The following is a 12,523-nucleotide window of genomic DNA, read 5'->3' as shown; positions in this document are numbered from 1 at the left end:
GTACGCCTGCGTTTCTTGGTTAAGCCGGCAAACGGCGACGCAACAACAGAAAGTACAACACTGGCATCAGCAGCATAGATACCAAAGGTGCGGCAACCATACCGCCCAGCATTGGTGCGGCGATGCGTTGCATCACTTCGTTACCGGCTCCGGCGCCGAGCATGATGGGCAACAGGCTGACAATGATGGTCAGCACCGTCATGGCTTTGGGACGCACCCGCTGCACAGCGCCATGCATAATGGCCTGCCACAGCTGATCGCGGTTCGCCGGTTGTAGCTCTTCAACCGCCCGCTTTAAGTACAATAACATCACCACCGCAAACTCAGCCGCCACACCACTGAGTGCGATTAACCCTACGGCGACCGCGACCGACAGCTGGTAGTCCAGCAGATACAATAGCCATAGGCTGCCACTTAAGGCAAACGGCAATGATACCAGTACCAGGACCACATCACTGAAACGGCGGAACGTCAGATACAGCAACACGACGATCAGTAACAAGGTCACTGGCACCAGCTGCTGTAAGCGCGCACTGACGCGCTGCAGATATTCATACTGGCCGCCAATGCTGACAGTCACCTGGGGCGGGAACTGCTGCGTAGCCAGCAATTGTTGCAGATCGTTGAGGTAACGGCCAAGTTGGGTATCGGTCTGCAGGTCGATAAATACCCAACTGGTCAGGCGGGCATTTTCTGCCCGGATCATGACCGGGCCATTATCTACGCTGATATCAGCAACCTGCTCCAGCAGTACAAAAGCCCCATCCCGGCTTTGCAGTGGCAGTTTGGCGATGTCATCCGGGTGACTGCGCAGTTCACGTGGGAAACGCAGGCTGATATCAAAGCGTTCACGGCCCTGAATGCTTTGCGCCACCGGCGCGCCGCCAATCGCATTGGCAACATACTGCTGCAGTTCAGTCAGTGTTATGCCATAGCGTGCTAACTGAGCGATATTGGGTGTAATGTTCAGATAAAGCCCGGATTCGGCGCGCTCGGCAAATACGGAACGGCTGCCGGGCAGCGCTTTTACTTTTTGCTCCAGCTGCGTTGCAACCTCGGACAAAACATCCAGATCCGGCCCGCTGACACGAATGCCCACCGGCGTTCTGATACCGGTAGACAACATATCAATGCGGGTTTTAATCGGTGGTAGCCAGGCATTGGTCAGGCCCGGCACCTGCACTACTGCATCAAGTTCAGCAATAATGTCAGCCAGAGTGAAACCATCGCGCCACTCGCTTTGCGGTTTTAACTTCACGCTGGTTTCGAACATTGTCAGCGGTGCCGGATCCGTTGCCGAATCGGCGCGGCCACTTTTACCCAGCACTGTGTCAACTTCAGGCACGGTTTTGATCAGCCGGTCAGTCTGCTGCAGCAGTTTGGCTGCCGTGGCCGGGCTTAGCCCCGGCACTGTGGTTGGCATATACAGCAAATCACCTTCAGCGAAAGCTGGCATAAACTCGCTGGATAACCGTTGCCAGGGCAGGGTAGCAGAGGCCAGCGCCAGCAACGACAGCAACACCAGCGTTTTGGGAAAGCGTAAACACAGGCTGAGCACCGGCCGGTATAGTGCGACCAGCGTGCGGTTAAGCGGATTACTATGCTCTGATGGGATTTTGCCGCGCAGTAAGTACAGCATCAGCACTGGGATCAGCGTGACTGCCAGTACTGCCGCGGCGGCCATGGCGAAGGTTTTTGTGTAGGCCAGTGGCGCAAATAGCCGGCCTTCCTGCGCCTCGAGCAAAAACACCGGCATAAAACTGACGGTGATCACCAATAAGGAGAAAAATAATGCTGGCCCGACTTCAGTACAGGCATCAAGGATCACCTGACGAAACTCACTGCGGCTAAGCGTGACATTACCCGCGCGTGCCTGCTCCAGCTTTTTATGGCCATGCTCTACCATCACAATGGCGGCGTCCACCAGAGCACCAATGGCGATAGCGATACCGCCCAGGCTCATGACGTTGGCGCTGATATTTAAAAGGTTCATCAGTAAGATGCTGGCCAGCAGGGCCAGCGGCAGGCTGATGACAGCAACCAGAGCCGAGCGTACGTGCAGTAAGAATGCCAGACACACCAGCGCGACGACGGCCATTTCTTCCAGTAACTTGTCGCTAAGATTGCTGACAGTGTTTTCAATCAGAGTGGCGCGATCATAAACGGTAACCATAGCCACACCTGCTGGCAGGCCACTTTGTAACTGTGCCATTTTTTGTTTTACTGCCGCTATGGTGCTTAACGCATTTTCGCCCTGACGCATGACTATGATGCCGCCAACAACTTCGCCTTCACCGTTTAGCTCTGCTATGCCGCGCCGGGCCGCCGGTACAGTTTGCACTGTACCAACATCTGCCAGTGTCAGCGGGTAATCGGCGCTGTTGCGCACCCCCAGCGGTACCGCCGCCAGCTGTTGTAGCGATTGAATATAGCCAGAAGACTGCACCAGCAGCTCTGTTTCTGCGACTTCTACCACGCTGCCGCCCCGCTGCTGGTTGTGGCTGTTAATGGCAGTAATGACCTGTTGTAGCGTGACGTTGAATGAGCGCATCAGTCGAGGATCCAGCTGCAATTGATAGGTTTTTTTCATACCGCCTATACTGGCAACCTCTGCCACGCCCGCCACGCTTTGTAGCTCTGGTGTCAGATAAAACTGCTGCAGACTGGTGAGCTGTTCCAATGACTGACTGCCGCTGCTGTCGGTCAGCGCATACTGGAATATCCAGCCAACACCGCTGGCGTCCGGGCCAAGCGTAGCGTTGGCACCTGCCGGCAGTGTCACGGTTTGCAGGTATTCCAGTACCCGCGAACGTGCCCAGTATGGATCTGTACCATCTTCGAAAATAACATACAGGTAGCTGTCATTAGGCATAGAAAAGCTGCGTACGGCTTTGGCTTTGGGCACCGCTAATAAGGCTGTCGATAGCGGATAGCTCACCTGTTCTTCTATTGTTTGTGGCGTCTGGCCGGGGAAACTGGTTTTGATAATAACCTGCACATCAGACAAATCTGGCAGCGCATCGAGTTTCAGCTGCTGGCTGGCCTGATAGCCGAACAGTGTCAGTGCCAGCGTGCTTATCAGCACCAGCAACGGGTTTTGCACCGACCAGCGGATAATAGCTTTAATCATTGATGCTGCTCCTAATGCTGATGCGCAGCGGTGCTGACGGGGAGCTGGCTTAAGCCAGCTTCAGCATCCAGCAGGAACTGACCGGAAACCACTACCTGCTCACCCGCAGCCAGGCCGGATAACACCTGCACATAGCCCTGTGCACTGTTGCCTGTAGTGATCTTGCGTACGCTGAAGTTGTCGCCTTCTTGCACAATCACCCGGCTGCCAGTACCGGACAGCAGCACTGCGTCACGCGGCACGGCCAGTACATCTTTCAATTCGCCGCCATACAGTCTTACCGGCAGCAACATATTCGGCTGCAGCTGTTGCTGCGGGTTGTCCAGCGTCATTCTGACTTTGCTGGTGCGGCTTTGCGCATCAAGCGCCGGGTAGATAAAATCGACCCGGGTCTCAATACCTGAGATATGCTGCGATGGAATATCCACTTCAGCCGCCATACCCTGCCTAAGCCAGCTTTGCTGTGCCTCCGGTACATCGGCTGTGAGCCAGACTTGCTGCAGGCTGGTGATTTCCATCAGGGTATCGCCCGGGCGGATATACATGCCGTCGCGCACATTCAGCATGGTGACAACTCCGTCCTGATGTGCGTAAACGGTGATTTGGTACTGGCTCTGGCGGCTTTGCTGCAATTGTTTGATGTCCTTGTCGGTCAGGCCCAGCAAACGTAAGCGGGTTTCTGCCCGCTGCAGCAGGTTAGCGCTGCGGCTGCCATTTTGCTGGCTGACAGATAACGCTTGCAGGTAGTCATCCTGTGCCACCAGTAAGTCCGGCGCATAGTAGCTAAACAGCTTTTCCCCGGCCTGAACGCGCTGGCCAAGGCTGCGTACATACAGCTGTTCTATCCAGCCTTCAGCGCGTATATGGCTGTGGTGAATAGCATCTTCCGGGTACTGCACCTGAGCGAAGGTTTCAATAAAACGCCATAAGGTTCTTGATTCGGCTGTTGCTGTGCGGATAGCCAGCGCCTGTTGCATGGCGCCGTTCACCTGTACCTGTGCATTCATAGGTGCTGACTTTGCTACCAGTGTCATACCACATATCGGACAGTTGCCGGGTTCATGTTGCTGAATGTGGGGATGCATTGGGCAGCTATATAACTGTACCGTTTGCGGTAATACACTTTCTGTTATTGCACTCTGTGTTACTGCACTCTGCTTTGGAGCAAGTTTTGTAGACTCGATATCCTGTGCAGTATCGGGGTGTGTATCATGTTGATGGCTGTCATGTTGCTGTGCAGACAGACCAATGGCTGACACTGACAACAGCCATGCAAAGTAATGTGCGCGCATAATGTTTCCTGAAACACGTTAAAACGACTGTGCAGACTGCACAGCGAAACAGAACTTAACCGGATCAGGCGTTTATAGGGGGAGGGGACTCTTCGGCAAACAACCACAGCGGTAAATCTGCAGTGTGGCGGCTAATGACATTGTCAGGACGGATATAGCGGAACAGCTCGGCGGCGAGTAAAGCACCGGATGTCGCGCAGTGTTTGGCACAGCAGTCCGCACCGCACTGGTGTTGCATCTGCTTACAGCAGTTATCGCTACTGTCGTCAGCGATTTTCGCGGCGCTGCCATGGCATGGCATATCACTGTTTTCAGCTGAGATATCGTGTTGATGCTGCATACTTTGCATGACAATCGCATCTGCCAGGTTGTAAGCATGCGCTTGCTGCACCGATCCGGCCAGGCCAGATAGTGTCAGAGTTAACAGTAATAAATAACACAGTACGCTACGCATAGCGGCTATCATAAGCGTTTTAACTGGCCGGATCCAGCACGCCGTTGATACTGGCGTTTCTGCGAAACCAGCCGGCTATGCTATACCGGGTGTCAACGGCAGGTAGCACTGCATGCGGGAAGCGTTCGCTTTCAAAGATGATAAGACTGCCGGCGGTTGGCAAAAAACGATCTATCAGTTGGTCGTGCTCATTATACAGCTCAAGTTCGCCACCCTGATTAACGCTGTTCAGATAGCTGACCGTGGTCAGCACCCGGTTCGAGCGGCCGCTGAATGCATCGACATGCTTCTGATAGTAATCGCCACTGCGGTAGCGGGCAAAATGACATTCAAAATCAAATAAGCCAAGAAAGCAGCGCCGGTTAAAGACTTGCTGCAACTGTGCCATTAATGCCAGATATTGCTGTTGGGCTGTGCTTTGGCCATCAAACCATTGTGTGGCATCGCGGCGGATCTGCTGATTAAGCTGAAAATCGTTTTGACGGCCTATACCCGCAGGAGTCAGCTCAGCTTCATACTGAGCTTCATGTAACAGGGCACTGTTGAGCTCAGGGCGCAGGAATTCAGGCAGCCAAACCCAGCCCTGTGTGTAAAAGGCGTCGATAATAGTATCGAAATTCAGCAGGTCAGAGGTTTGCACAGAAGCTGGCATAAAGATGTCCGGGTAAAGGTTCCGAACTGGAACCGCGCTATTGTCGCCGAAAAGCTGATAGCAACAAAGTAGAATTTCACTACGCGGCTGGTTGAACCCAACCGCGTAGCATGATGTCAGCGATATATCAGAACTGGTAGGTGCTGGCTTTGGTCAGCAGGTCTTTGGCTTTAATTTTGCCGGTCATGCATTGGTTAATATCAGACTTTCTCACCACCCAGTAATAACGGCCGTCGCTACCGCGGTTGTTCACCTGCAGGCTGACATATTCTGTGTCCGGCATGTCGCGCAGGCTGGCGCCGTAGTCGCATAAGATCTGGCTGAATTTCTCGCCGACCGTTTTTACCATCGCAGCGGTTTGCTTTTGCTGCTCAGCCAGCTGTTTACTGCGCTGTTCTTCCAATTGCTTGCGGCTTGTAGCTGCTTCTTTTTCAACTTCGGCTTGCTTCTCTTTTAATACCTTCGCTTTTTGTTGCAGCGTGGCCAGTTCCTGTTGCTGCTCTTTGTCGAGCTTACTCATCGATTTATTAAACTCGATATCCCGCAGGTCGCGCTCAACATCGCGTAGCTCACGTTCAATCGCGCGTTGTTTCTCAGCAATGCGGTATGTGTAGCGGTGTTGTTGTTTTACCTGCTCGGCCATCTCCTGAGCCGCTTCAGTCAGCCGTTCAATGTCTTCGTGATCAATATCAAATTCAAAATCAAACTCGCTGTCTGGTTGTGGCGGTACCGGCGGAACGGGTGCTACCGGTGGTATACCGGAGCCGCTAAAATGAAATACATGGCGGCCGCTTCTGACGGCATTTGCCTGAAACAGTAAGCCCTGGCCGGTCAGGTAGCTGTACTGCATGGATGACAGACGGCTGTTTTCATCTTCTTTAAACGCGGTTTGCAATATTGTTTGCAGGATATCGGCATTTTTCTTCAATGTCGGGCTGATATCCGCCGCCTGGGCCGGCAATATAGTCAAAGCTGCCGTGAGGGCTGTCAGATAAAATGAGGTACGACGTAATGCTTTCATGGTTTTACCGCTCCGGTATTAGTTGGGCTTAAGTAATAGCTGTCAGTTGGGCGATAGCCCGCCTGCATCGGTTGATAGTTTTCCTGCCAGTATTGCCAGTCAGCCTGACGTTGCTGGTTTAGATATTCCACCAGCTGCAGCATGTCGCTGCGCTGATCGCGTTGCAGTTCATCCTGCAGATAGTCTTTTAGCAATATTAATTGCGAGCTGGTGTTCTGTTGCTGAAAATCCAGTTGCTGTGCCAGCCACTGCTGTTGTTCCTGCTGATAACTGACCAACGCTTTGTTGACTGCCGAGTCTATCTCCTGCTGGCTGTTATGCCAGCTCAGTGTCAGGCTGCCATCTTTCAGTTGCAGTTGCGCGGGTGACAGGCTTATCAACATCGCTGCGCAAGACAGTGCCAGACTGATTTGTGGCCACCAGCTACGCTGTGGTTTTGATCTTTGCCACTGGTTGGCAAAAATGCTGCTGGTATCCACTTGGGGCACAGCATCAAACTCTGGCCTGGCGGCATCTGCACGCAATGCACTGGCGTTATGCATCCGGGCCAGCCAGGTGGCATCGTGTTGTAATAATTCTGCACATTCACCGGTACTGATCTTACCAGCGAGCCAGTCTTCAAAAATTTGCTGATTGTTCGACATGGTCAACCTCCAACTGCAGGCGCATTTTATCCAGCGCGGCATAAAAACGGGATTTGACGGTATTGCTGGAAACGGCCAGTTGGCTGGCAATTTCGTCAAATGTAAACTGCTGATAAAATTTCAGCTCCAGCACCAGACGTTGCTCCGGCGGCAGGCTGCGTAACTGCAGCTGTACCTGACGCTGTTGCTGCTGATTAACCAGCTGCTCTGCCAGAGCAGGGGTTTCGTCTGCGACTTCTGCCAGTGCTTCGTCGCCGTCGCTGTACTTTCTGCGGCGCAACATATCCATGGCGCGGTAATTGGCGATACCAAACAGCCAGCTTTTAAAGCTGCTGTCGCCCCGGTACTGGCCAAGGTTACGGCAGAGCACCATCAGCACATCCTGTAGCAGGTCATTGGCATCTTCTTTGGAGCCCAGCAGTCGCAAACCAAAATAGTACAGGCTGCTCTGGTGGCGGCTAACCAACTGTTGCCAGGCGTGCTGGTCGCCTTGTAGCGCTTTGGCTATCAGGTTTTCATCACTTCGTTTAAACACGATATTGTTGTTCTCTGTGGTATTTGTCTGTTAAGTCGTAGTGGTAGAGAAATTAGTTTGCCAGATTTGAATATTTTTTATTTTATTTGAGCCGGTCACCACATAAATGCGTAGTGTTGATGAAAAGCGGAGGATTTATGTGGAAAAAAACCAGTTTAGCGGCGTTATTGACATTGCTGCTCAGCGGCTGCAGCCAGTCAGTCTCAGAATACCAGAATGAAACCCCGGAGCTTAAACTGAATCAGTTCTTTCAGGGGACAGCTAAAGCCTGGGGTGTATTACATAACTGGCAAGGCAAACAAAGTGTCCGTTTCAGTGCTGAACTTTGTGGCGAATGGCAGGGGGGGCAAGGCAATTTATATGAGCTGTTTTATTTTAGCGATGGCCGCATAGAGCAGCGCCACTGGCAGCTGCAGCAGCAATCCGATGGCAGTGTCAGCGGTACTGCCGGTGATGTGGTTGGGCAGGCAACAGGCCAGTTAGCAGGTAATGCGCTGTACTGGCAGTACACATTACGTCTACCCTATGACGGAGATACGCTTGATGTTGCGGTAAAGGATTGGATGTACCTTATAGACGACGACAATCTGATTAACCGCAGTACGTTACACAAGTTTGGCCTGCAGGTGGCTGAACTGACATTATCAATTCAGCGGCAGGACACAAATGCCAGCTGTGTGGCGTTACAGCAGAAAATTCAGCAGCAGGTGCCTCAGTCTTAATAAAACTGAGGCAATACGCGTTTAATATCAGGGCTGAGTTGTTGCTTTACGGGTAGGGTATTGCTGGAAAATCAGCCCGACCACTTCTGAGATAGCCTGCTTAGGGTTATCCAGATCTGACTTTTTCAGTGTACCCTCAGAAATCCCTTCCCAGATCAGCTGTTTTTTACCGGCATCTACGACATCAATATTGACTGTGCCATATTTATAGCGAATGGTATCTACATCACTGGTATACAAAGGGAAACCCGCGTAAATACCACGGCGGTAGCCATAATAACCATACTGGAAAGTAGCACTGGGGGTTGTACGGACATCCGTTCTTGTTTCAACGTTAGAATTAAAATTGATCAGTAAATCAGCGTTATTCTCGCTGTACTGATACCCCAGTGCGGTCATCTCTGCACTAATCGCATCTTTAAAATGCTGTGTAACCAAAGTGGCATAACCGGCTTTGTCCGTTGCTGGTTCTGCCATAAAAGAAAAGGTTTTATAGGCTGAAAAATTGGTATTGGCTGCAGCGTCAGAACGTACTTTAGGCCCTGTTGCACAACCTGCTAACAGCAATGTCGCAGCAGCAGTACAGACCATTAGTATTTGTTTGATATTTTTGCGTAACATACAGATTTTCCTGTGTTTAATCCGGATAGGCATCGCGAATAGCGAGAAAATCATCCAGATTGTTTAACAATATATCCGCCAGAGCCGGGTCAAACTGTTGACCACGTTCCTGGCGAATAAGTTCGATAATGTCTGGCAAAGGCCAGGCTTTTTTGTAGCAGCGGTCACTGCCCAGCGCATCAAATACATCCGCCAGCGCTGTAATGCGTCCGGCAATATGAATGTCGTCTTTAGCTAGCCCTTGTGGGTAGCCTTTGCCATTCCACTTTTCATGATGTTGGTGTGCAATGATGGCACCCATCTGCATAATTTCGTTAGTGGAATGTTGTAAAATCTGGTAACCCAGCTCAGCATGTTGCTGCATGATGGCCCATTCCGCTGCGTCATGTTTGCCCGGTTTATTCAATATATGATCCGGAATAGCAATTTTGCCCAGGTCATGCAGTGGTGACGCCAGCTTGATTTTCTCGGCTTCATACTCGGTTAAACCATAATGTATCGCTAGTAAGTAACTGTAGTTTGCCACCCGTTTTACGTGGCTGCCGGTCTCTTTGGATCTTTTTTCTACGGCTTCACCGAGTATATAAGCCAGTTCGCGCTGAGACTCCCGCATCAATTCACGCAACCGGATGTTTTCATAGGCAATGGCGATGTTGTGCGAGAAGTAGCTCAGCAGTTGGTGATCGGTTTGCTCCAGTTTGCTGCCTTTGCTGACATAGAGAAAGTTTTCACTGCCGTTTTGGGTGCTGAAGTAGCCAATAAAACAATCATCAGCGTAGTAAGACTGTTTATCCCGTTGTACCTGCTGCATTTTTGCCACTATGTCATCTGGTAGGGTGCCACCTTTTACCGGATTACTGCTGGCGATGATATCCAGCATCAACTGGTCTTGCTGGGCATTATTTATCGCGGCACAGCAGTATATTTGTTCCCGTTCCAGCCCAAGCAAAAAAGCCACTTGCCCGAGGATCAATGACGCAAATTCCCGTAAGGTGCTGCAGCGCAAAAAACTGGTCGTACAGCCAATGATTTTTTCCAGGCCGGCTCTGTGCCGCTCAATAAAACAAATATCGCGGTACGATCTTAGCCCGGCATACAGCATGGTTTTGAGCTTGATTGCGGTAACTTCAGTTTTGTTCTTATAGTCGTTAATATCGTAGTCGCGGATCACATGTTCTTCCGGCGCTTCTCCGGGTTGTCCGGTGCGCAGAATAAGCCGCATACGCTGATTTTTAATATGTTGGCGAATAGTTTTAACCAATTCTAAGCCGGCATGTTGGGTTTCCATCACGACGTCGATAATGGCCAGTGCTATGTCAGGGTGTTGCTCTATCAGTTGCTGAGCTTCGCGGGCACTTTTGGCATGCAATAGTTGCAAGGGCCGCTGTTCAAACTCAAAGTTATTCAGTACCAGGCTGGTGATCTGATGAATGCTCTCGTCATCATCTACCACCAATACCTGCCACGGCACAGCGTTATCATTAGGGCGCAGACTGCTGGTGTCAGCGGCTTCGTCATTGAATAAAAAGTCATTACTACTCATACTTCCGCCCGCCACTCTGTCAGCCGTTTTGTAGTGATTCAAGTTCTATATTTATCGCATCACAGGATATCTGAATTTCATATAAAGAATAGAGCAGACTGACCAATAAGCTAATCAGGCTGATGACAAACAGCAACTGACCTGCAGTCTGCCATAACATAAACAGGCAAAACATTGCTGCGGTACACAATACAAAGCTAAACACACCAAAAGCCTGCATGGTTTTTATCAGTACGATACGTTTGCGCAGATTGGAGATCTGCCTTTTGGCCATCTCACGTACGTTTTCGCCTTCGCGTTGATTTAATTCACGAATCAGCTGTGCCAACACCAGAAAGCGGTTGGTGTACGCCAGCAGAAGCAACGATATTGCCGGGAACAACAGTGCTGGGGTGGTCAGGTTCATCATGTTTAAGTTCCTGTTATGAGAAATTAAATTGCGAAAAGCTCAAAAGTATCAATAGCGTTAGCTATCAGTGACAACTCATATTACACTAAACATCGGCATAGTATGCGACAGCCTGAATAACTGCTAAGGTAAGGCTGTTGACGTACTAATCTGATCACGATGTAGCGCCTGTGTATACGAAGCAGAGCCGCTGCCGCAGTATAGCGAGAGCTGATAATGAATGCAGTGAAGAAAAACAATAATAAAAACGAGCAGCAAGTTATTGCCGATCTAACACAGGCGGCACAGCAGCAACTGGAAGCGAGTCTGGTAGACTTTTCCAGCCAATTATTAAATTTACAACAACAACAATTGCAACAGTTTGCAACCAGTGTGCTGTCTGATTCGCAGAAGCAATGGCAGCAGCGTTTAATAGAGCAAGAGCAGGCTTATCAGAAGCTGTTTAAGGATTGGCAGCAAACTAAACAGCAACTGGATTTGGCAATACCTGTCGCTACTGCTGATAACCAGGAGTTATCTAAGCTTCGCCAGCAGCACAGTGTAATAAGTGCTGAGCTGGAAAATGCTAACGCGAAACTCAATGCTGCACAGCAAAACGCCAGCGTGCAATCCGAACAGTTAACAAAAGTGCAGCAGCAACTGGCTGAGCTTCAGCAAAGCGCAGGCACAGATCCTGATGCAGAGGCAAAGCTGCAACAGGCCACGCAGACTATTAATCAGTTACAGCAAAAATTAGCTGAAGCTGAAGCCGATGCCGAGCAGGCGAAAGCCGCAGTACACGAAATGAAACTGCTGCTGCAGCAAAGTAAAACTGAGCTGAAACTGGCTACTGAGCAACAACAGAAGTTGTTACAGCAAGTTAACGGTGTGCAAGCCGACCACGAACAACAATTAACACAGCTGCAGCAACAACTGGACGCACAAACACAGGCGCTGACAGACGCACAGCAACAGACGCAGGCAGTTGAATCAGCACAGCAGGAAAAACTGCAAATTATCGCCCAGTTACAGCAGGAATTGCAGGACCGTAAAAAAACACACGAGTTACAGCAGCAAAAAATTCAGCAACTGCAACAAGAGCTCGCAGCCCAGGCTGAGCAGCAACAACAGTGGCAGGAGCAGATTGCTGCATCAGAGCAGCAACTTACTGAAGCACAGCAACAATTAGCTGCGATGCAGGATGAAACCGGCGGCTTGGGTTCAGAGCTGACCAAACTGCAGGCAGATTATGTCAATCTGAACGAGCAGTATCAGCAAAGCCAAAGCCGGCAGCAAAAGCTTGAAGCCCAACTTGAGCACGCACAGAACCGGCAGTTTGCTGCCGAGCAGAAGCAACAACAGGAAGCTGACAGCAGCCGGGAGCTAATCCGCACCCTGCGCACCGAGTTGCAGCAACAGCAGGAAGCGCATCAGCTGCAGTTGCAGAGCATGGAAGAGCGTATGATGGAGTTCAAACTGAAGTTTGAATATGCGCAAAAGCAACTGAAGGTTACCAGCTAA

12 protein-coding genes are annotated in these 12,523 nt (G+C 50.8%); 2 read left to right on the top strand and 10 right to left on the bottom strand.

Features of this window, described 5'->3' with window-relative positions:
* Window positions 1-19: 19 nt before the first annotated feature.
* From LHL18_RS12365 to LHL18_RS12335, 7 genes are all read right to left on the bottom strand, one after another.
* Window positions 20-3,130: an efflux RND transporter permease subunit gene (locus tag LHL18_RS12365; RefSeq protein ID WP_226767304.1), complete on the bottom strand. Its 3,111-nt coding sequence runs from the start codon at window positions 3,128-3,130 to the stop codon at window positions 20-22.
* Between the two features lie 11 nt (window positions 3,131-3,141).
* Window positions 3,142-4,422: an efflux RND transporter periplasmic adaptor subunit gene (locus LHL18_RS12360; RefSeq protein WP_226767303.1), complete on the bottom strand. Its 1,281-nt coding sequence runs from the start codon at window positions 4,420-4,422 to the stop codon at window positions 3,142-3,144.
* Window positions 4,423-4,486: 64 nt separating this feature from the next.
* Entirely contained in the window at window positions 4,487-4,876 is a 390-nt protein-coding gene (locus tag LHL18_RS12355; RefSeq protein ID WP_226767302.1) for a hypothetical protein, read from the bottom strand.
* 19 nt (window positions 4,877-4,895) lie between these two features.
* Window positions 4,896-5,528, bottom strand: coding sequence for a 2OG-Fe(II) oxygenase (locus tag LHL18_RS12350; protein WP_226767301.1), 633 nt, complete (start codon window positions 5,526-5,528; stop codon window positions 4,896-4,898).
* A 127-nt stretch (window positions 5,529-5,655) separates the two neighbouring features.
* A complete protein-coding gene (locus LHL18_RS12345) occupies window positions 5,656-6,549 on the bottom strand; it encodes a hypothetical protein (protein WP_226767300.1) in 894 nt (297 codons plus the stop codon).
* The gene (locus LHL18_RS12340) at window positions 6,546-7,193 is read right to left on the bottom strand and encodes a hypothetical protein (protein ID WP_134052068.1); all 648 of its coding nucleotides are present in this window, start codon (window positions 7,191-7,193) and stop codon (window positions 6,546-6,548) included. The genes LHL18_RS12345 and LHL18_RS12340 overlap by 4 nt, the downstream gene beginning before the upstream one ends.
* Complete coding sequence (locus LHL18_RS12335; RefSeq protein ID WP_134052066.1) at window positions 7,168-7,728, bottom strand: RNA polymerase sigma factor; 561 nt, start codon at window positions 7,726-7,728, stop codon at window positions 7,168-7,170. Before LHL18_RS12335 ends, LHL18_RS12340 begins: the two co-directional genes overlap by 26 nt.
* 137 nt (window positions 7,729-7,865) lie before the next feature.
* Between LHL18_RS12335 and LHL18_RS12330 the strand changes: the two genes are divergently transcribed.
* Window positions 7,866-8,450, top strand: a complete 585-nt coding sequence (locus LHL18_RS12330) for a DUF3833 domain-containing protein (protein WP_134052064.1) — start codon at window positions 7,866-7,868, stop codon at window positions 8,448-8,450.
* A gap of 27 nt (window positions 8,451-8,477) precedes the next feature.
* On the opposite strand, the gene LHL18_RS12325 is transcribed toward LHL18_RS12330, so the two are convergent.
* From LHL18_RS12325 to LHL18_RS12315, 3 genes are read right to left on the bottom strand one after another with little or no spacing between them, the layout of a single operon-like run.
* On the bottom strand, window positions 8,478-9,071 hold the full coding sequence (locus LHL18_RS12325; protein ID WP_226767299.1) for a DUF4136 domain-containing protein: 594 nt from the start codon (window positions 9,069-9,071) through the stop codon (window positions 8,478-8,480).
* Window positions 9,072-9,087: 16 nt separating this feature from the next.
* Complete coding sequence (locus LHL18_RS12320) at window positions 9,088-10,614, bottom strand: response regulator (RefSeq protein WP_226767298.1); 1,527 nt, start codon at window positions 10,612-10,614, stop codon at window positions 9,088-9,090.
* Window positions 10,615-10,633: 19 nt separating this feature from the next.
* Window positions 10,634-11,023: a DUF2721 domain-containing protein gene (locus LHL18_RS12315; protein ID WP_319004171.1), complete on the bottom strand. Its 390-nt coding sequence runs from the start codon at window positions 11,021-11,023 to the stop codon at window positions 10,634-10,636.
* A 216-nt stretch (window positions 11,024-11,239) separates the two neighbouring features.
* Between LHL18_RS12315 and LHL18_RS12310 the strand changes: the two genes are divergently transcribed.
* Window positions 11,240-12,523 carry a coiled-coil domain-containing protein gene (locus tag LHL18_RS12310; protein ID WP_226767297.1) on the top strand — a complete coding sequence of 428 codons (1,284 nt, stop codon included), beginning with the start codon at window positions 11,240-11,242 and terminating at the stop codon, window positions 12,521-12,523.

Origin of the sequence: Rheinheimera aquimaris, assembly GCF_020531985.1 — a bacterium.
Classification (GTDB): Bacteria; Pseudomonadota; Gammaproteobacteria; order Enterobacterales; family Alteromonadaceae; genus Alishewanella; species Alishewanella aquimaris.
Note: the sequence above shows the minus strand (reverse complement) of the source record. Positions and strands in the feature narration are given on the sequence as shown.